The sequence below is a fragment of the Pseudomonas sp. HLG18 genome, assembly GCF_051903985.1.
Taxonomy (GTDB): Bacteria; Pseudomonadota; Gammaproteobacteria; order Pseudomonadales; family Pseudomonadaceae; genus Aquipseudomonas; species Aquipseudomonas fluorescens_BT.
This window is the reverse complement of sequence record NZ_CP195831.1, coordinates 1,612,674-1,631,590: the sequence shown is the minus strand read 5'-3', so window position 1 is coordinate 1,631,590 and position 18,917 is coordinate 1,612,674. Positions and strand designations below refer to the sequence as shown.

The 18,917-nt window shown below is 59.3% G+C and carries 25 protein-coding genes; 16 read left to right on the top strand and 9 right to left on the bottom strand.

Annotated elements, in window-relative coordinates:
- Positions 1–88: 88 nt before the first annotated feature.
- Together ACSPX5_RS07420 and ACSPX5_RS07415 are read left to right on the top strand one after the other, a co-directional pair.
- Positions 89–997 carry an alpha/beta fold hydrolase gene (locus tag ACSPX5_RS07420; RefSeq protein ID WP_169430095.1) on the top strand — a complete coding sequence of 303 codons (909 nt, stop codon included), beginning with the start codon at positions 89–91 and terminating at the stop codon, positions 995–997.
- A gap of 165 nt (positions 998–1,162) precedes the next feature.
- Positions 1,163–1,462 (top strand): hypothetical protein, encoded by a 300-nt coding sequence (locus ACSPX5_RS07415; RefSeq protein WP_169430094.1) that lies wholly within the window; start codon positions 1,163–1,165, stop codon positions 1,460–1,462.
- Between the two features lie 101 nt (positions 1,463–1,563).
- Here the strand turns inward: ACSPX5_RS07415 and ACSPX5_RS07410 are convergent, their stop codons facing one another.
- The 3 genes from ACSPX5_RS07410 to ACSPX5_RS07400 form a co-directional block, all read right to left on the bottom strand.
- Positions 1,564–1,962: a DUF695 domain-containing protein gene (locus ACSPX5_RS07410; RefSeq protein WP_169430093.1), complete on the bottom strand. Its 399-nt coding sequence runs from the start codon at positions 1,960–1,962 to the stop codon at positions 1,564–1,566.
- Positions 1,963–2,037: 75 nt separating this feature from the next.
- Positions 2,038–2,298 carry a hypothetical protein gene (locus ACSPX5_RS07405; protein WP_169430092.1) on the bottom strand — a complete coding sequence of 87 codons (261 nt, stop codon included), beginning with the start codon at positions 2,296–2,298 and terminating at the stop codon, positions 2,038–2,040.
- Between the two features lie 51 nt (positions 2,299–2,349).
- Positions 2,350–2,652, bottom strand: coding sequence for a DUF7660 family protein (locus ACSPX5_RS07400; RefSeq protein WP_169430091.1), 303 nt, complete (start codon positions 2,650–2,652; stop codon positions 2,350–2,352).
- A 155-nt stretch (positions 2,653–2,807) separates the two neighbouring features.
- Between ACSPX5_RS07400 and ACSPX5_RS07395 the strand changes: the two genes are divergently transcribed.
- Positions 2,808–3,290, top strand: coding sequence for an HIT family protein (locus ACSPX5_RS07395; RefSeq protein WP_169430090.1), 483 nt, complete (start codon positions 2,808–2,810; stop codon positions 3,288–3,290).
- 33 nt (positions 3,291–3,323) lie between these two features.
- Here the strand turns inward: ACSPX5_RS07395 and ACSPX5_RS07390 are convergent, their stop codons facing one another.
- Positions 3,324–3,770, bottom strand: a complete 447-nt coding sequence (locus ACSPX5_RS07390) for an anti-virulence regulator CigR family protein (RefSeq protein ID WP_439821313.1) — start codon at positions 3,768–3,770, stop codon at positions 3,324–3,326.
- Between the two features lie 211 nt (positions 3,771–3,981).
- On the opposite strand from ACSPX5_RS07390, the gene ACSPX5_RS07385 reads away from it, so the two are divergent.
- The 4 genes from ACSPX5_RS07385 to ACSPX5_RS07370 all read left to right on the top strand — a co-directional run bounded on the left by ACSPX5_RS07385 (position 3,982) and on the right by ACSPX5_RS07370 (position 7,217).
- The gene (locus ACSPX5_RS07385) at positions 3,982–4,413 is read left to right on the top strand and encodes a bleomycin resistance protein (protein WP_207867947.1); all 432 of its coding nucleotides are present in this window, start codon (positions 3,982–3,984) and stop codon (positions 4,411–4,413) included.
- 18 nt (positions 4,414–4,431) lie between these two features.
- Complete coding sequence (locus tag ACSPX5_RS07380) at positions 4,432–5,469, top strand: alpha/beta hydrolase family protein (protein ID WP_439821312.1); 1,038 nt, start codon at positions 4,432–4,434, stop codon at positions 5,467–5,469.
- Between the two features lie 80 nt (positions 5,470–5,549).
- A complete protein-coding gene (locus ACSPX5_RS07375) occupies positions 5,550–6,242 on the top strand; it encodes a phytanoyl-CoA dioxygenase family protein (RefSeq protein ID WP_439821311.1) in 693 nt (230 codons plus the stop codon).
- A gap of 57 nt (positions 6,243–6,299) precedes the next feature.
- A complete protein-coding gene (locus tag ACSPX5_RS07370) occupies positions 6,300–7,217 on the top strand; it encodes a bifunctional helix-turn-helix transcriptional regulator/GNAT family N-acetyltransferase (protein WP_439821310.1) in 918 nt (305 codons plus the stop codon).
- 66 nt (positions 7,218–7,283) lie between these two features.
- On the opposite strand, the gene ACSPX5_RS07365 is transcribed toward ACSPX5_RS07370, so the two are convergent.
- Both ACSPX5_RS07365 and ACSPX5_RS07360 read right to left on the bottom strand, forming a co-directional pair.
- A complete protein-coding gene (locus ACSPX5_RS07365) occupies positions 7,284–8,018 on the bottom strand; it encodes an SDR family oxidoreductase (RefSeq protein WP_439821309.1) in 735 nt (244 codons plus the stop codon).
- A 180-nt stretch (positions 8,019–8,198) separates the two neighbouring features.
- Complete coding sequence (locus ACSPX5_RS07360) at positions 8,199–9,143, bottom strand: helix-turn-helix domain-containing protein (protein ID WP_439821308.1); 945 nt, start codon at positions 9,141–9,143, stop codon at positions 8,199–8,201.
- A gap of 284 nt (positions 9,144–9,427) precedes the next feature.
- On the opposite strand from ACSPX5_RS07360, the gene ACSPX5_RS07355 reads away from it, so the two are divergent.
- The 4 genes from ACSPX5_RS07355 (at position 9,428) to ACSPX5_RS07340 (ending at position 11,863) form a co-directional block, all read left to right on the top strand.
- Positions 9,428–10,192, top strand: coding sequence for an SDR family NAD(P)-dependent oxidoreductase (locus ACSPX5_RS07355; RefSeq protein ID WP_011333890.1), 765 nt, complete (start codon positions 9,428–9,430; stop codon positions 10,190–10,192).
- A gap of 177 nt (positions 10,193–10,369) precedes the next feature.
- Positions 10,370–10,582, top strand: coding sequence for a hypothetical protein (locus ACSPX5_RS07350; protein WP_439821307.1), 213 nt, complete (start codon positions 10,370–10,372; stop codon positions 10,580–10,582).
- 24 nt (positions 10,583–10,606) lie between these two features.
- Positions 10,607–10,864, top strand: coding sequence for an Atu4866 domain-containing protein (locus ACSPX5_RS07345; RefSeq protein ID WP_439821306.1), 258 nt, complete (start codon positions 10,607–10,609; stop codon positions 10,862–10,864).
- A gap of 81 nt (positions 10,865–10,945) precedes the next feature.
- Positions 10,946–11,863, top strand: a complete 918-nt coding sequence (locus ACSPX5_RS07340; protein WP_439822010.1) for an AraC family transcriptional regulator N-terminal domain-containing protein — start codon at positions 10,946–10,948, stop codon at positions 11,861–11,863.
- A gap of 276 nt (positions 11,864–12,139) precedes the next feature.
- Here the strand turns inward: ACSPX5_RS07340 and ACSPX5_RS07335 are convergent, their stop codons facing one another.
- Complete coding sequence (locus tag ACSPX5_RS07335) at positions 12,140–12,616, bottom strand: hemerythrin domain-containing protein (protein WP_169430080.1); 477 nt, start codon at positions 12,614–12,616, stop codon at positions 12,140–12,142.
- A 328-nt stretch (positions 12,617–12,944) separates the two neighbouring features.
- Here ACSPX5_RS07335 and ACSPX5_RS07330 point away from each other — a divergent pair, with 328 nt between their 5' ends.
- Entirely contained in the window at positions 12,945–13,565 is a 621-nt protein-coding gene (locus ACSPX5_RS07330; RefSeq protein ID WP_207867968.1) for a LysE family translocator, read from the top strand.
- Positions 13,566–13,681: 116 nt separating this feature from the next.
- Here ACSPX5_RS07330 and ACSPX5_RS07325 read toward each other — a convergent pair whose 3' ends face one another.
- Entirely contained in the window at positions 13,682–14,197 is a 516-nt protein-coding gene (locus ACSPX5_RS07325) for a hypothetical protein (protein ID WP_439821305.1), read from the bottom strand.
- Positions 14,194–14,622: a hypothetical protein gene (locus ACSPX5_RS07320; protein ID WP_169430077.1), complete on the bottom strand. Its 429-nt coding sequence runs from the start codon at positions 14,620–14,622 to the stop codon at positions 14,194–14,196. Before ACSPX5_RS07320 ends, ACSPX5_RS07325 begins: the two co-directional genes overlap by 4 nt.
- 154 nt (positions 14,623–14,776) lie before the next feature.
- On the opposite strand from ACSPX5_RS07320, the gene ACSPX5_RS07315 reads away from it, so the two are divergent.
- The 4 genes from ACSPX5_RS07315 (at position 14,777) to ACSPX5_RS07300 (ending at position 18,807) form a co-directional block, all read left to right on the top strand.
- On the top strand, positions 14,777–15,124 hold the full coding sequence (locus ACSPX5_RS07315; protein WP_169430076.1) for a metalloregulator ArsR/SmtB family transcription factor: 348 nt from the start codon (positions 14,777–14,779) through the stop codon (positions 15,122–15,124).
- Positions 15,125–15,133: 9 nt separating this feature from the next.
- Positions 15,134–15,604, top strand: coding sequence for an arsenate reductase ArsC (locus tag ACSPX5_RS07310; RefSeq protein WP_207867972.1), 471 nt, complete (start codon positions 15,134–15,136; stop codon positions 15,602–15,604).
- 11 nt (positions 15,605–15,615) lie between these two features.
- Positions 15,616–16,305 (top strand): arsenical resistance protein ArsH, encoded by a 690-nt coding sequence (gene arsH / locus ACSPX5_RS07305; RefSeq protein WP_085604534.1) that lies wholly within the window; start codon positions 15,616–15,618, stop codon positions 16,303–16,305.
- A gap of 117 nt (positions 16,306–16,422) precedes the next feature.
- On the top strand, positions 16,423–18,807 hold the full coding sequence (locus tag ACSPX5_RS07300; protein ID WP_169430073.1) for a DUF3772 domain-containing protein: 2,385 nt from the start codon (positions 16,423–16,425) through the stop codon (positions 18,805–18,807).
- Positions 18,808–18,917 lie beyond the last annotated feature (110 nt).

The window sequence follows — 18,917 nt, the reverse complement described above, 5'->3', positions numbered from 1 at the left end:
AGTCTACAAACCGACCTGTGCCCATTTTTCACACTTCAGCGACAACAAATCCGTCTACGCTCCAGCCACCCCCTCTGGAGTGAACGCCATGATCCGCGCCCTGCTCACCGCTTCCCTGCTGCTGGCTATGAGTGTTCCGGCCCATGCGGACGTGACGCCCTTCCCCGCCTCGTTCCGCACTCAGGACATCGCCGTCGACGGTGCGAAAATCCACACGCGCATCGGCGGCAAAGGCCCGGCGGTGGTGCTGTTGCACGGTTTCGGCGACACCGGTGATATGTGGGCGCCGCTGGCGGCGGATCTGGCGAAGGATCACACCGTGGTGGTGCCGGATTTGCGGGGCATGGGCCTGTCGTCGATCCCCGCCGATGGCTACGACAAGAAGACTCAGGCCGGTGATATCCGCGCGGTGCTGGCTTCGCTGGGCATCGAGCATTCGGTGGTGGTCGGCCACGACATCGGCACCATGGTCGCCTTCGCCTACGCCTCGCGGTATCCGCAGCAGACCGATCGCCTGGTGGTGATGGATGCGCCCGTTCCGGGGATTCCGCCGTGGAACGAGATCGTTCGCTCGCCGATGCTCTGGCATTTCGACTTCGGCGGCCCGGACGCAGAAAGACTGGTGGCAGGGCGTGAGCGTATCTACCTCGACCGCTTCTGGAACGAGTTCGCCGGCGACCCGAAAAAAGTCGACGAAGCCACCCGCCAACACTACGCCAAACTCTACGCCCGCCCCGGCGCCATGCACGCGGCGTTCGCCCAGTTCCGCGCGATCCGCCAGGACGCGGTGGACAACGAAGCATCGATGAAGACCAAACTGAAAATGCCGGTGCTGGCGGTCGGCGGTGAGAAATCCTTCGGCAACAACGAAGCCATCGTGATGCGTAATGCCGCCGACAACGTCACCGAACTGGTGATCGCCGGTGCGGGTCATTGGCTGATGGAGGAAGCGCCGGTGGAAACCACTCAAGCGATTCGCAGGTTTATTGCGCAGTGACTGGCAAGCGAATTGGTGTCATCGGTGCGGTTCAGCGCATCTCAGGCCACCGAGTTCAATTATTGACTGCATCAATAACAACCATTAACTCAATGAAGTTTTCATATCGAATCCAAAGCGTAGGATCTGCTCCATACCAACCCACTGCACACGGAGTACAGAACCATGAAACGCCAAACCCTCCTCGGTATCGCCTTCTCGCTCTTCGCCCTGAATGCTTTTGCGGCGACTGAAACCGATCCACTGTTCAGCGATGCTGTTGCCTCTGCGACTCAGACTGATCCACTGTTCAGTGACGCCGTTGCCGCGACTGAAACTGATTCACTGTTCAGCGATGCCGTAGCCGCGACCGAAACCGATCCGCTGTTCAGCGATGCCGTAGCCGCGACCGAAACTGATCCGCTGTTCAGCGATGCGGTTGCCGAAGGTGGTTCTGACCGTCTGATCGAACGTCGTAACGTCTGAATGCAGCGTTTTACAGCAGTACTCGACAAAAGCCCGGCCTTATCCGCCGGGCTTTTTCATGTCTGATGGGTATCTCCCTGTCCTTTGTGGCTATGCAGCTTTCACTCCACGCATTTTTTGGGGGTGATGCGAATCACCTCCGCCAGGTTATCAGCAGGCTGCGAACCGGTACTCAACACCACATCCCGGCGTGCACTCAACTCGATAGGGTATGGCCCGCCCTGCGAGAGCGCCGACCGCGTCCTGGCGGTAAACGCTTCATCGTTTTGCGCATAGAAAATCCACTCCCGCTGGTGTCCACCCGTCACCGTGCAGACCCACTTCGCCAGTCCCTTGTCCTCTACCGCCGGCACTATCAACTTCTCCATTTCAGCCATGCGGATGGCGTCCCGACGCTCCGGTATCACGCCTGTCGATGTGTACTTCCAGACGATCCTGATTTTGAAAGGCAACGCTCGTTTCTCAGTCAGCGATATCGAGTCCAGCCCCTTGTAGATCATGGGTGCGGGGGACTCTGGAAAATCGGATGGCTGATACTTGCTTTCAGAGGCCTCGACAATTTGCTGCTGTGGGGGTTAAACGAATTTGTCGTCGAGAAGCGCTTCGAGCGCCGCCCTGCTTTTGCGTTCTCGATTCGCTACACAATTATCGTAATCAACACTTTTGGCCGGACCAGCCGCCAGGCACGCGTCACGCTCGACCGGAGGCGGCGATTTGGAGCTGGAGCAGCCAGCGACGACTACGCTGACTATCGCCAGCAAGCGGAAGCGGTTTGTGGCGTGCATTACGCCAAAACCGGACCTCATCAGAGAGCGCCCGGTTTTATCAATGACCATGAATAGCTTTTCCTTTAAACCTTGACCTGCGGCTGCAAACCAGCCCAACTGTCACTCATAAAACTTTCCAGCGAACAGAATCGCTGCACAGCGCTGCCATACATTCGATTGGGCATTATCGTCCAAATGAGATCGGTTGCTGGCATGCGCCCATGCAGCTGCCGCATCGAGAAACGCATCAACCGTTCCGTTTTCCCATTCCTGACTATCTGATCGATCTATTGATGAGGGAGCGTTATGTTCCAACAAACGTTCACTGGCAAAATCAGCCCCCAGCGCCTCGACAAATCGAATGAACGACTGCTCATCTCTGACAAGCGCTAACAATTCATCAAGATCTGCAGGCGTGTGCATAGGTTTTCCGGGTAAGGCGTTTTGAGTGAATGCATGCTGCGACAGGGAAACGCGAACGGTCAACTCACCGTCGGACGTTACGGCACAGTTCCTCCGGCAGAAAGGTCTGCACTTTTGCTACGCTGGCGCACCGCTTGCCCCAGGACCCATGGCACATGGAAATTGCCCCGCACTTCATTCTTCATGAAACCGAGTACTGGATCATCAACCACCATCTGGCCAGTGCACTTCCCGGCTATCTGATGCTGGGGACCAAAATCCAAACCAATTCACTGGCCGAGCTGTCGACAGAGGCACTGGCGGAGCTTGGAGGGCTGCTCGCAAGAACTCAGCAAATCATTGAGCGCCATCTGAAGCCCAAGCGCCTTTATATCGGCCGCTTCGGTCATGAACCCGGTCTTCCCCTCCACTTCCATTTCATACCGGTCTATGACTGGGTCGAAGACTTGTTCTGGAAAGACTCCCGCTATCGCTTGCTCGAATCTTTTGCCTACGCCGAGAATCCCTTGCCATCGACCGATGGCGCAGAACTGACGCTGTTCGTTTGGCGAGAATTTGCCGAGACCCCCACACCGCCAGCGATTCAGGGGCGCTCTGTTGAAGAGGTGATTGAGGAACTGCGCAGCGCCTTCAAATGATCAGCTCATCGAGTCGCCCGCTGCGCGGATGACTCAATCGAAGGCGCCATTCAGCACTTCATAAATCAGCCCTGTAGCCAGCGCGACCAGGATCAGATCGGTACCGACCTGCTGCCATTCGTAGCCGTCGTAGTGCGGCAGTCTGCCAACCAGTCGACCATCGAGTTTCTTAGCTATCCCGGGCGGCAGTGGCTTGCCCCGGGCCAGGTTTTTCTGGATGCCGGGCGGCAACGCGGGGCCCGGGGTCCAGTAGCCGCGATACCCGTCAACAATCCCGATCACCCCGGCGTGGTCGATACTCGGGCCATGCCCCTGATAACCGCCTCCGCCTTTTTTCCCCTGATTGCCATGATCCTGGCTGTTATGCGGATTGCCTTTGCCCTGCCCCTTTCCGTTGCCTGGATCGGCCAGCGCGGTCACCGAACTGCTCAGCAGCGCAATACAGGTCGTGGTCGCAACCAACGTGCGTAAACCGGACATGGGTCGCTCCTTGAATGAATGGGTGTGTGTGGATTCTAGTCAGTTTTTTTTACAGGTATGGAGAGATGGCCCTGTCATCGCGGTTTGTGACGATTTTCGATGCGTGCAGCTTTCGGTGCTCCCCGATTCGCGCTTACCATGCGCCCGACTCGTATTATCGCGGGGAAGAAGTCTGGCGCCGCCCCGACTTCAACGAAAAGGAATTCACCCCATGTTCGAACGGAACAAACTGGTTCCAGAATTGATGGTCACGCATCTGCAGGCCAGCCTCGCGTTTTGGGTCTCCTGCCTGGGCTTCAACATCGCTTATCAACGCCCGGAAGATGGCTTCGCCTACCTCGACCTGAATGGCGCTCAAGTCATGCTCGAGCAGGTTGATCCGGATGCAGGCCAATGGCTGACGGCGGAACTGAGCAAGCCCTTCGGAAGAGGCGTCAATCTGCAGATTGACGTTGAGGCGGTTGCCCCCATCATCGAAAGACTGGGCACCGCTCAGGTCTCACTCTATAAAACCTGCAAAGACACCTGGTACCGCGCTGACGCTGTCGAAGTCGGCCAGCGTGAATTTCTCGTTCAGGATCCGGACGGGTATCTCGTAAGACTGGTAGAACGTCTGGGCGAACGTCCTGTTTGCCCGATTTGATCAAGGAAGATAAAAACAATGAAAAACGCTTTCCGCATTCTGCTACTGATCTGCCTTTCGGCCGGCGCAAACGCTGATGAAAACCCCATCGGTTTCCGCTCCGCCACGCTGGCGGACGTGCGCAACGAGCGCCCGCTGGACATGGTCGTCTGGTATCCCGCCAAGACCACCGCTCCTGCGCAATTGATTGCCGACGACGCGGTGTTCGTCGGGACGTCGGCGGTGCGCGAGGCGCCGCCAACAGCCGGCGATCATCCATTGCTGGTGCTCTCGCACGGTTTCAGGGGCAACTGGAGCAATCAGGCGTGGCTCGCCAGCGCGCTGGCCCGTCAGGGTTACATCGTCGCGGCGGTCAATCACCCCGGCACCACGACTCATGACCGCAGTCCGAAAGCCGCTGCACAATTGTGGCAACGCCCTGCCGACATCAGCCGTGTGATCGATGCGGTCACGGCCCAACCGGAGCAATTTGGCTCCGTCTCGAAGCAGCGAATCGCAGTCGCCGGCCATTCCCTTGGCGGCTGGACCGCTCTGGAAATCGCCGGCACACGCTTCGACCCTGAACGCTTCGCCGAGGACTGCGCGGTCCATCAAAAACTCGCCAGTTGCTCGGTCTACAAGACGATCAACGTCGCCGACACACCGCAAGCGAAGAGCCGGATCAGTGCAGACTTGAGCGATAAACGCGTCAGCGCCATCGTGTCACTGGACCTGGGCCTGTCACGCGGGATGACCGACGCCAGCCTCGCCGCGCTGGCGGTTCCGACACTGGTGATCGGCGCGGGCGTGCCGTCCGAAGAACTTCCCGCTCAACTGGAATCGGCGAATCTCGCCAAACGCCTGCCTTCGGCTACCTCGCAGTATGTCGAGATCAGCGACGCCAGCCATTTCAGCTTCATGTCGTTGTGCAAGCCCGGCGCCGTGGCGCTGCTCGAAGAGGACTCGCCAGGCGACGGCATTATTTGCGGGGACGGCGGCGCTCGCTCGCGAAAGGTGATCCAGCAACAGGTGGTGGCGTTGATCGACGGGTTTCTGAGCCGGTCGGCGCAGAACTGATCACCGTGACGCTAGACGACGGCGCAATCGTCGAGGCTTTTGTCTACGCTCCGCGGTAGCCAACCAAACCGAGGACGCCTGTGGCTGACCGCGAGCAACTCCACCAAAATGGCTACGTCCTGCTGCGCCGAGCGATTCTGCCGGAATGGCTGGAGACACTTCGCGCTGCATTCGATGCGGGCGTGAAGCCTTCAAACCAATGGCCCGTGCCCCGCGGCATCGACTGGCGCCATTCGCAACTGGACACTGACCCGGTTGTTCAGGCCCTCTGCCGATTGCCACCATTGCTGGCGGTGGTGGGCGAGTTGATCGGCGAACGCTTCTTCCTCTCTCAGGTCGAGGGCCGCGAACCGCTCATCAATGGCGGCCACCAACAGCTGCACCGCGACTTGTCGGCGCAACGCCCCGGCGACACTGTCAACGCGCTGGTGTATCTCGACGACTACGGCCCGGAAAACGGTGCAACCCGCATCGTCCCTAGCAGCCATCGCCCTGCTCTGAGCGAGCCCCCGTTCGATTTAAATGACGAGTCCCGATCCGTGCAACTGACGGGCAGCGCGGGCGACATCCTGATCTTCGATGCCGACCTGATCCACGCCGGCAGCCTGAACTCCAGCGGTGCACGCCGGCGCACCCTGTTGATCACCTGGTTTTCCGAAGCGCTCTACTCAACGCATCTGGAAACGGTGGGCCTGCGCAACATACAAATGGACACGACTGAGCGGTTCGATCCGGCTGATTTTGCATTCGGGATCGTGACATCATCCATTTGACTTGTTTGCTTCAGGCAACTATATAGTTGCCTGAAGCAAACATATGGGTATCACGCCATGTCCACGATCACCGACCGCGCCGACAGCGTCCGGCAGTTCAACCGCTTCTACACCCATCAGATCGGCGTGTTGCAGGAACACTTGCTGCAAAGCGATTACTCGCTCACCGAACTGCGCATCCTCTACGAACTCGCGTCCCGGGGCGATCTGACCAGCACCGACCTGCGCCAGATGCTCGGCCTCGACGCGGGCTACATGAGCCGCCTCATCAGCGGCTTCGACAGAAAAGGCCTGATCCAGAAAGTCCCCTGCGCCACCGACGCACGCGCCAGTCAATTGCACATCACCGACCTCGGCCGCGAGATCCTCGCCCCTCTGGAACAGGCATCACGACAAGAAGTCATCACCCTGCTCGAACGCCTGTCCGAACCGCAGCAACTGCAACTGATCGCGTCGATGAAGCAGATCCAGACGCTACTCGAGGGCGGCAAGTCGACGACCTACCTGCTGCGCGACCCGCAACCCGGTGACATGGGTCTGGTGGTGCATCAGCAGACCGCAATCTACAGCCGCGAGTACGGCTGGAATTCAGAGTTCGAAGCGCTGGTGTCAGAGGTCGTCGCCAAATACCTGCGCGAATTCGACCCCACGGGCGAGCGCTGCTGGATCGCGGAAAAGGACGGCAAGGTGGTGGGCTCAGTGTTCGTCATCCGCCACGACGAAACCACCGCCAAATTGCGCATGCTCTACGTGGATGCCAGTGCGCGGGGCCTGGGGATCGGCAATCGGCTGGTCGAGGAATGCCTGCGTTTTGCCCGGGATGTCGGCTACAAAAAGATGATTCTGTGGACCACCAGCAATCTGGTGGATGCCCGCCGGTTGTATCAGCGGGCGGGGTTTGAGCTGGTTGAGGAAGAGCCGATTCACAGCTTCGGCAAGGAACTGGTGAGTCAGACGTGGGCGATTGAGTTGTGAGGTCTACGCCCAGTCGTTGTCAGGCAGGACGGGGCACAAACCACGGGGGATTGCGCCCGGAACGGCTCAGTGCGGACTGGCCGTCGGACGAACCACAATCTCACTCACGTCCACATCATCAGGCTGCTCGATGGCATAGGCGAGCGCCCGCGCAATGGCGTCTGCATTGAGCGCCACACGCCGGAAGGCTTTCATTTCCTCGCGGGCCACATCATCCGAAATCGTATCCGCCAACTCGGACTCGACGACCCCCGGGCACACCACGGTGACCCGGATCTTGTCCGTTTCCTGGCGCAGGCCATCCGAGATAGCCCTGACCGCAAATTTGGTCGCACAGTACACCGCCGCTGTCGGAGAAACCGCGAGTCCACCAATGGACGAGATATTGATGACCTGACCAAAACCCTGCGCCTGCATGTCCGGCAAGACAGCGGCAATACCGTGCAGTACGCCACGAACGTTGACATCGAGCATCTGGTTCCACTCGTTGACCTTCAACGAGGCCAGGGGAGACAACGGCATCACGCCCGCGTTGTTGATGATCACATCGACCTTGCCATGTTGCGTCTTGGCGAATGCCACGAAGGCGTGCATCGATTGCAGATCCGTAACGTCCAGTGCGCAGGCACTTGCGGAACCACCTCCGGCCTGGATCTCGCTGACCAGTTTGTCCAAACGCTCGGTACGGCGGGCACCGAGGACCACATGCGCGCCTTTGGCGGCGATCAACCTGGCTGCCGCTTCGCCAATACCACTGCTTGCACCGGTAATCAGGACGACTTTGTTTTGAATGTTCGACATATCCGTAGCTCCTGCTGTCTGCATTGAGGTTCAGCACCGACCGCTCAAGACGCGTTCGTTGCTGCGGGGTACGTCGAAAAGATTAAGGGCGCGGGCCTCGTCGGCGCGTGCCGAAACCTGCGCAACTTTTGCCTATTCGTGTCTGTGTGCATCGCCTGCAAATTTGTAGCGTAGGGGCGCTCAGGCCCCACGGAACTCGCTGGGCGTTACGCCCACTTCACGCCGGAATACTTGAGAGAAGTGGCTGGGGCTTGAGTAGCCGACATCCAGCCCGACGTCGATGACGCTGAGGCGGGTTTCCAATAGCAGGTGCCTCGCACGAACCATGCGCAAGCGAATGAAGTACTGCGACGGCGAAAGCCCCGTCGCACGCTTGAACAGGCGACTGAAGTGGTACTCGCTCAGCTCGGCAAGACCGGCCAGTGTTGCCAGGCTGAATTCAGCGCTCAGATGCGCGTTCATGGCGTCGGTGACTTTGCGCAGCTTGTAGGCTTGCAAGGCGTTGACTCGACGCCCGGGCTGGCTTTCAGCGAGATAGCTGCGCACCAGATGCACGGCCAGCGCCTGCGCCAGAGAACGGGCGAAAAGCGCGCTGGGCGAGCGTTCCAGAAGCAGTTCGGTGCGCAATTGCTCCATGACAAACGCGACGCGTGCGTCCCGTGCCCCCGAAACATCGCGCAAACGCACAAGCCCGGCGTGCTGACCCGACAGCTCTCGAGACGCTTGCTCGATCAGCGGCAGCCCGAGATAAAGGTGCATGACTTCGAAGGTATCGCCTCCGCGCGTCTGCCAGCGCATTTCATACGGCTCATCGGAACTGGTGAGGAAAAAATCCCCGGCACTGACCTGCGCAGCTTCCCACTCGCCCCCCAATGCGCGCTCCTCTACCGTCGCCGCCCCGGCCAGAACCAGAACGAGCAGCGGTTCCACCACTGCAGGCACGAGAATGGGCTCAGTAACGCTGCGATGGGTGAACAGCTGAATCACGACGTCCGTGATTTCCGGGCGCGAGGGTAACGCCTGTGGTTCGCCTGGCAGGAACTCACCCATCGACTTACCGGTGATGCGCAAGTCTCGAGAAGATGTCGACATCGGTTCCTGGGAGGTGCGCCCGGTATTTGCCATGAACTTGTCCTTTTCAGATTCGGCTGTGCAACGCCAGACAGGACTCGGATGCTTGCCCGCACACCGCGTCACGCAGACCGGTCGATGATATCGGGCTTTTCCCGTTGGTTGAATCGAGCGCCGAACCTCCCTCACTGACATTCAGCGCAAAACCCCGACAGCGTGGGCAATCTCACGAAAGCCGCGTTCGCCTCGCTGCGAGACAGTAGGCCCGTCGCCGATGACAGCGCCTCCCCGGCGCCAACACGGCTTGTCCCTACTTGATCAAATCGCTGGAGAACATCATGACCGACTTCAAGAACAGCACCCCAAACGAAGTGGCCGGTAAAGTCGCGCTGGTCACTGGCGCGGCCAGTGGTATCGGCAAGGCCATCGCACTGTTGCTGCATGCCCGCGGCGCCCAGGTCATTGCTGAAGACATAAACCCTGAGGTGGAAGCACTGGCCCGCCCCGGCCTGGTCCCCCTGGTGGCCGACATCACTCAGGACGGGGCAGCCGAACGCGCGGTCGCCCTGGCCGTCGAGCAATTCGGACGGCTGGACATTCTGGTCAACAACGCCGGCATCATCATCAACAAACTGGTCATCGACATGACCCGCGAAGACTGGGAACGCATTCAGGCGGTCAACGCCACGGCGGCCTTTTTGCATAGCCGGGAGGCGGTCAAAGCGATGATGCCCAACAAGTCCGGATCGATCGTCAACATCGCGTCCTACGCCTCCTATTTCGCCTTCCCCACCATTGCCGCCTACACCGCCTCCAAAGGCGCGCTGGCCCAACTGACGCGCACCCTGGCACTTGAGGTCATTGGCCACGGCATCCGCGTCAATGCAGTCGGTGTCGGCGATGTGGTGACCAACATTCTCAACAATGTGGTCGATGATGGCCCTGCCTTTCTCGCCCAACATGGCGAAGCCGCGCCGATCGGCCGCGCCGCCCAACCGGAAGAAATCGCCGAAGTGGTCGCGTTCATCGCCTCGGATCGGGCCAGCTTCATGGTCGGTTCGGTGGTCATGGCTGACGGCGGGATGACCGTCACGGCCGGCTGAGCCGCCGCACAAACGCGCCGCACGACATGCCCGACCAGCCCGAGAGGATCAGGCAAATCTGCGGCAGTTTCGTCCTAACACCGCTGAGCTCGGCTACGTAATCTGAAAGCACGCAACGGATGCAGACACAGGCCACGGCAGGCCGCTCAGATGAACAACGTCAATGAGGACTGAACAATGAAAAACGCAAAACGGCTTTCCCTTTCACTGGTGATCGGCGCGATGGTGGCCTGCGCGATCAACATTTCCTCGACCAGCCTGTACCTGGCCGCTGACGGTGCGGATCGAACTCCCGGCATGCGCGTAAGTGAAGGTGGCAGTGACCGCACACCGGGTTTTCGCGTTGCCGAAGACGGCTCTGACCGCACGGCTTTGGGTCGTATCTGCTGAGCCGGACAATCGCGGAGAAAAGTGATGAAAGATGCCAAAAAAACCACTCAGGACCATCGTTACGCAGGCATGTGGGTCACCGCGGATGGATTGATCCGTCATGAGCTTCTGACGACTGGTCGTTACGACGAGGCCCGTGGTAAAAACAAGAGCGCCTATCAGGGCCGCTACCAACTGGTCGGTGATTACATCCAGTACTGGGACGACACCGGCTTCACCGCGGATGGCCACTTTCATGACGACGTGTTGTATCACGCCGGAATGATCCTCTATCGGCAATGAGTACTTTGATGATGTCGGGTGAATATCGTCTGCCCGGGCAGTTCCGGACAGACGCTCATGAACACTTGTGAGAGCCTTGAAATGGAACAAAGCGATGCTTTCATCCTTCAGAACACGGCCATCTACCGTGACGAACTGGTTCGCCTGCTGACGCAACGGTTTACCACACCCGGGATCTATGAGACCGCCATAGCCCCCCTGCATGTGATTCGTTTCGATGCGCCTTCGGAGCTGATCCATACCGTGCACAAACCGGCACTTTGCCTGATCGTGCAAGGACAAAAGGAAATCGGCCTGGGTGACGACCACTACCTGTACGACCCCCTCAGCTACCTGGTGGTGTCGGTCACCCTTCCGGTGTCCGGCCGCGTACTGATGGCCAGCCCGGAGGCGCCCTACCTGTGTATCCGGTTTGATTTCGAGGCCACGGAAATCGCTCAGGTCATCGCCGACGCTCCGCCGGCGGGCGTACCGGACGAGCCGGAGCTTGGCCTCTTTCTTGAGAAAGTCGATGTACCCCTGCTGGAAACAATGCTGCGGCTGGTCCGGCTGCTGGAAACACCGAAAGACATCGGCATGCTGGCACCGCTCGCCCTTCGCGAGTTGTATTACCGCCTCCTGCGGGGTGCGCATGGACGTCGTCTGTACGAGCTTGCCCTCGGCGACTCGCAAACACGGCGAGTAACACGGGCCATCGATTGGTTGAACAACCACTACACCCAACCCTTGCGCATCGAAGAACTCGCCCGGGTCGCCAATTTGGGCAACTCAACATTGCATCATCGCTTCAAGGCCGTGACCGCCATGAGTCCGCTGCAGTATCAGAAACAACTGCGCCTGCAGGAAGCCCGCCGCCTGTTGCTTGGCGAGGGGCTGGATGTGGCAAGCGCCTGTTATCGAGTGGGCTACGAAAGTCCTTCGCAATTCAGCCGGGAATACAGTCGCCAGTTCGGATGCCCGCCCTCCAGAGATGCAAGCCGGGTTCGGCATCCTGCGTGATCGCCTGGCCGGCGGCCTACGGCTGATTTTGAGTCCTCGCGGCCAGAAATATCTCTTCGAAATCACTGTCGGTCAGCGGTCGGAGGCTTAAGTTTCTCCCGGACAAAACGGGTTGCCAGTTGAAGTCGTGCCCTGGGGCTGATTGCCTCCTCGGTTTACCGTTTCTCTGAAGCGTGTTGGCGCAAGACAAATATGGATGCGCCAGGCGTATCCACAGGAAAAGCCCGGCATTAAGCCGGGCTTTTGATTGCACCGCAGGTTCGTCTGTCTATTTGTTCAGGCCGCCATATTCGACCCGTTGAGGCTTTTCTTCAGTGAAGCTTTCATCACTTCCATTTCCTTGCCCAACGCCTCGAGCTTCGCATTGCCCAAAAGCTTTTTGGCCTGGGGAAACATCTCGGTTTCCTCTTCCTCGATATGATGTTCCAGAAGCTCTTTGACCACCTTCACGCGGCCGGCGAATTCGGGTGTAGAAGGATCGGTGGATTTCAGGTCAGGCAATACCAGTGAATCCACGGTGCGATGCTCTTCTTTCGCCTCGTAGTACATTTCATCCTGTTCCTTACCGCCTGCTTCCTTGAAAGCCGGATACAGAATCTGTTCCTCGAGCTGGGTATGAATGGTAATTTCCAGTTCAAGCTTTTCGAGCAACTCCGCACGTTTTTTTAATGCGCGATCAGTGGATTCACTGAGTTGATTCAGAATGCCCTTAACTTTTTCGTGGTCAGTTTTCAGAAGGTCGATGGCGTTCATTTGAGGCCTCTGTCACGGATTATTGTTCGCCGATCCAGGTCGGCAATTTTCGCGTAATTCCAGACAGACCTCGCATATTGTGTGCCAGCCCCTCAGATTTTAGAGGTCATTAAACATCAACGGGTTGCGCAAGGTGATGGCCAAATATAGGCATGCACTCTGCATGAATGGGGGCTGAGGTTCTTGCAAATAGCGGAAGCAGCCCCGCCCCTCATCGTTTCAAGCTGCCGGTCACACTGGCGATTTCGAACCCCGCCTCATCTCCTTGCTGGATCCCCTCGCCTGAAACCGCTACCGTTCCCCATCCAGAACAGGAAACCCACGCGCCATGTCCATCGCCGACAACCTCCTGGCCTTCACCCTCGCCGCCACACTGCTGACACTGACACCCGGCCTCGACACCGCGCTGGTCCTGCGCACCGCCACCGTCGAAGGCAAGCAACAGGCCTTGCGCGCGGCGTTGGGCATCAATGCCGGTTGTCTGTTGTGGGGCGCGGCGGTGGCGTTTGGGTTGGGGGCATTGATTGCGGTGTCGGAGCTGGCCTACAACCTGTTGAAGTACTGCGGTGCGGCGTATCTGGCGTGGCTGGGGTTGAACATGCTGCTGCGCCCTCGCCGCTCGCTGGCGCCCGCCGAAGTCAATGGCAAGCCGAGGGGCAGCTGGTTCTTGAAGGGCATGCTGGGCAACGTGCTCAATCCCAAGGTGGGGATTTTCTACGTGTCGTTTCTGCCGCAGTTTATTCCGCAGGGGCAGCCGCTGGTGCCGTGGACGTTCGGGCTGGTGAGCATTCATGTGGTGCTCGGGTTGATCTGGTCGCTGGTGCTGATCGGCGCAACACAGCCGCTGTCCGGGTTTCTGCGACGGGAGAAAGTGATTCGCTGGATGGATCGCACCACCGGGATGATTTTCGTGCTGTTTGCGGCGCGGCTGGCTTTCAGCAAGCGCTGAATCGCCCGAACTTACAGTCAAAAAACAAAAGGGGGATTTTGAATGCTTATTCAAAATCCCCCCTCTTCGTTCAATGGCTGAAAGCACGGTACTTCACAGCCATCGCGTCAATTTTGTCAGTGCACACGCTTACCAACGACTTCACCGGTCGCCGCATCTTCCAGCCAAACCTCCAGCCGGTTGAGACCCACATATTGCGAGCGGGCGATGATCTTTTGACCGGGTTTGCCTTCGAACTCCAGATCGGCGAACAGGAAGTGCAACGGCAGATTGTATTCCAGTTGAATCGTGTATTTCCCCGGGATCAGCACTGCACGCTGGGGGGAATCATTCTTGTAGTAGTAAGTGGAAAACGGAATATTCCCCACTTTCTTGTCGTTGATTCTAATGATGTTCAGGTTTGGCTCGCCGTCCCCCCAGGAGCGCTGGGGCCTTCCTGCATAGGTATCAGTTTCGATGACGGTGTAACGGGATTCGTCGCTCGGCTCACCGGACTTTACGTTCGAATACGCAGGCATTTCTGCACAACCCTGCAGGCACAGCAACAGGACGAGCGTCGGTATCGCAATCTTGATCATGGGTAAATCTGCATTGATTGAAAATAAAAAACTGATGCGCTGAAAGGCAATCAAGCCAAAGCGTTGCTGGTTTCGCCGCGCAAATAAGCAATGAAGCCAGCCCAATCGTGCTGCTGGTATTTTTCCAGCATGCGTTTGGGCAGTTTTATCTGAGACAGGCGCCAATCAATGGATTGCGCCCACTCGGATTCGGCCAGAATTTGCTGGCCCGTGAAGTAGCGAACTTCATCGGCGGTGGTGTTGTAGATCAGAAAGATCCGCTCGGGGTTCATGCTGACCGCTGCGCGACTGAGTCCCCGCTGGTTGTTCCAGTTCACGCCGCTTTTGACTTGCACTTCGAAGTATCGGCCGTTGTGCCCGACGATTCCGTCAATGCCTTTATCGTCGACCAGGGATGGGAAAACGTCGAAGCCGGCTTCCAGTAGATAACCCCAGATGGCGAACTCATTGCGTTTGCCGATGGCCAGTTTGTTCTTCATGCCTTGTATCCTTGCACGCTGTCCGAGGAGGCTGTTTGCCAGCCTCACCTCCATGAAGGCCACATGCTATCACTCGCCTCAGAAAAATTCAGACCTTGCCCGACACATACGGAAATCCGTATATTCGGCTTTCCACATATATAACGGCACTCCCATGCTTGACCCTACCTCCGTTTTCAAATGCCTCGCCGACGAAACCCGCGCCCGGGCCACGCTGCTGATCACTCGTGAGGGTGAGTTATGTGTCTGCGAACTGGTCTGCGCGCTGGACGACAGTCAGCCGAAAATCTCCCGCCATCTCGCGCAGCTGCGCACCTGTGGTCTGTTGCTGGATCGTCGCCAGGGCCAGTGGGTTTATTACCGGCTCAACCCTGACCTGCCCACCTGGATCCGCACCCTGCTTGAAACCACATTGGCCGCCAACACCGCCTGGCTGGAAGCAAACAGCGCGCGTCTGGCCACCATGGGCGACCGCCCGCTCAATACATCTGCCTGCTGCTGAGGACCGATCATGCGCGTTCTATTCATGTGTACCGCCAACAGCTGCCGCAGCATTCTGTCCGAAGCGATGTTCAATCACCTGGCACCGCAAGGTTTCGAAGCGGTCAGCGCCGGCAGTTTTCCCAAGGGCCAGGTGCTGCCGCGCAGCCTGACCACGTTGCAGGAGGCCGGCATTTCCACCGCTGGGTTGAGCAGCAAGGGCAACGAAGCCTTCGAAGACAACCCGCCGGACATCGTCATCACCGTGTGCGACAAGGCCGCCGGTGAAGCCTGCCCGGTGTACTTCGGCCCGGCCCTGAAAGCCCATTGGGGACTGGAGGATCCGTCGGAAATCCGCGGCGACGAAGCTGCCATCAATGCAGCCTTTCACGCCACCCTCGCCCGGATCGAAACCCGCTGCCGCGCCTTCCTCGCCCTGCCCTTCGCCGAACTTGACCGCGATGCCCTCAAGCGCGAGCTCGACCGCATCAGCACGCTGTAACCGGAGCCGACATGACCGACCTGCCCAATCTCGATCCTTCACTGGTTCAAACAACCACGCATGACGAAGGCGCCCACAAACCGCGCATCCTGTTGCTCTACGGCTCGACCCGCCCGCGTTCCTTCAGCCGTTTGCTGGTGGAAGAAGCCGCACGACTGCTGGAGCACTTCGGTGCCGAGACACGGATCTTCAATCCTTCGGGTCTGCCGCTGCCGGACGACGCGCCCGGCGATCACCCGAAAGTCCAGGAACTGCTGGAACTGATGCAATGGTCCGAAGGCCAGGTCTGGTGTTCGCCCGAACGTCACGGCGCGATGTCGGCGGTGTTCAAGGCGCAGATCGACTGGGTGCCGCTGGCCCTCGGTGCGGTGCGTCCGACCCAGGGCAAGACCCTGGCGGTGATGCAGGTCTGCGGAGGTTCGCAATCGTTCAACGTGGTCAATCAACTGCGCGTGCTGGGCCGCTGGATGCGCATGTTCACCATCCCCAATCAGTCCTCCGTGCCCAAGGCTTATCTGGAATTCGACGAAGGCAACCGCATGAAACCCTCGGCGCTGTACGACCGGGTGGTCGACGTGATGGAAGAGCTGGTGAAATTCACGCTGTTGCTGCGTGATCGCCCGGACCTGGTGGATCGCTATTCCGAGCGCAAGGAATCGGCGGAGGAATTGATGCAGCGGGTCAATCAGCGGTCGATCTGAATAACCGCAACACCGCGAACGGTGGCCCGTCGCCCGGGTCACCGAAACTTTTCCGCGCCCTCCGGCCCCATCACCTAACCTCAATGTTTGTGTGATCAACCGGACTCGCCCATTCTCATGCGTAATGCATTGAAGTTATTGATGTTCATCACCCTGACGCTGCTCTGTCCGGGTGTCTCGATGGTGTCGGCCGCCGACCTGCCCGGCACGCCCGATGTCGGCGCCCCGCTCCCCGGCGTCACCCAGAATGATCTGCAAGCGTTGCAGCAACGCCTTGACGGCCTCAAGCAGCAGATCTCGTCCGCCAACAATTACAACCAGCTCGAAGGCCCCCAGGATCGGGTGCAGGCGTTCATTCTGGACATCGACCGGTTGTCGACCTCGCTGTTGCCACAACAGGCGCAGCTGACGGTACAACTGGGCGTGCTGGGCGCAGCGCCAACGGAAACGGTAGCCGCCGAACAGGCCGATATCGCCGAACAGCGGGCGGCGCTGATCGAGCAGAAGAACAAGGTCGATACCGCACTGAAAAATCTGGCCACGCTCAAGCAGAACGCCACGGACCTGATCACCCAGATCGCCGGCATTCGCCGCACGTTGCTGGAAAGCGAACTGACCCTGCGCACCGACAGCGTGCTCAGCCCTGATTTCTGGTCGCCGATGATCGATCCCGATCCTGCCGATCGCCAACGCTTGCAGATGTTCGTTGACCAGATCAAGGAAACCGGTACCGAGGCCTGGCAGCCGGAGCAACGGTTCTACACCGGCGTGCTGGTGGTGCTGTCCTTCATTGTCTGGACCCTGGGCCGACGTCTCGCCGACCGTTGGCTGGCGTGGGTGTGCATCCATCGCATGCCCGAAGGCCGGTTGCGCCGCAGCTCGCTGGCCTTCGCCTCGGCGCTGGCGACACTGGCGACCACCGCGATAGCCCTGGAACTGCTGTATTACGCCTGTACCCGGCATGTGCCGCTGCCACCAATGCTGGCGACGTTCTCCGACGAGTTCCAGAAAGTCGTGTACGCCTGCGTGATGATTACCGGCCTGAGCCGGGCGTTGCTGTCGACCGAGCACCCGTCGTGGCGGCTGCCGGTGATTGCCGAACCGGTGGCCCTCACGCTCAAGCCTTTCGCCAGAATCCTCGCCGCGACGCTGCTGGTGCTGGTGACGGCGGTGCAGGTCGGCAATGCGTCCGGTATGAGCAGCCAGATCGTGATCACCGGCCGCGGCGTGATCGCATTGGTGGTGTTGGGCATCATCACGGTGCTGCTGATGCGCGTCGGCGAGGTGCGCAAGGAGTTGGCGGCGACAGGAGATGCGCAGGCGACGGGCAATACCCTCGCCGGGGTGATTTACACCGTGACCACGCTGGCGATGGTCATTTCACTCGGCACGTTGTTGACAGGCTACGTATCGCTGGCGCGGTTCATCACCTATGAACTGGTGTGGGCGTTTATCGTGCTCTCCGGTTTCTACCTGCTGATGCAGTTGCTCAAGGACAGTTGCGAATACTTCTTCTCGCCCCGCCACTCCAGCGGCAAGGCCTTGAAGCAGCTGCTGGGTGTCGGCGACCGGCGACTTGAGCAGGCCTCGACCCTGCTGGCCGGCGTGGGCCGGGCGGCGTTGCTGTTGCTGGCTGTGATCACGCTGTTCGTCGGCGGCATCGGCACCACGCTGGGTCAATTGGCAAACAACATCGGCACCATTCTGGGCGGTGCCGGCCTGCGCAAGCTGAATATCGTCCCCGGTCATTTGCTCAACGCGGTGCTGGCCCTGTTGATCGGTATCTACCTGATCCGCGCCCTGCGCCGCTGGCTCGACAACGAGTTCCTGCCCAAGACCGACATGGACCCGGGCATGTGCGCGTCACTCAGCACGCTGTTTTCCAACATCGGCTACGCCGTGGTGATTCTGTTGACGCTGTCGTCGCTGGGCGTGCAATGGACCAACCTGGCGTGGATCGTCAGCGCCCTGTCGGTGGGCATCGGTTTCGGTCTGCAGGAGATCGTGAAGAACTTCGTTTCCGGGCTGATCCTGCTGACCGAACGCCCGGTCAAGGTCGGCGACCTGATCAGCATCAGCGGCGTCGAGGGCGACATCCGCCGGATCAACGTGCGTGCCACCGAGATCCAGCTCAGCGACCGCTCCATCGTGATCGTGCCCAACTCGCAACTGATTTCGCAGAACCTGCGCAACGTCACCCTCGGCGGCAGCGCCCAGGGCGTGGCGACGCTGGAACTGATGTTCCCGCTGGACATCGACCCCGAGCAAGTCAAAAGCCTGCTGCTCGACACCTACAAAGAGCACGAAACCATCCTCGGCAAACCGGCGCCGTTCGTGCGTTTCAGCAAACTTTCACCCGATGGCATCACGCTGACCGTGACGGGTTATGTCGACAGCCCAAGGATTGTCGGCAAGACCAAGAGTGATCTGTTGTTCGAGATACTCAAGCGGCTGGGGGCGGCGGGGATCGAATTGGCCAAGCCACCGCAGCCGGGCGGTTGAGGCCCTTGAGCCCAATGAGCCGATACCCTCTATAGTCAAATCGCGCACCTCATGGGGATTCGTCAGAAGTTTGCTGTTGGCCGTGTTCGATCAGAACGCCAGTTCCCCTG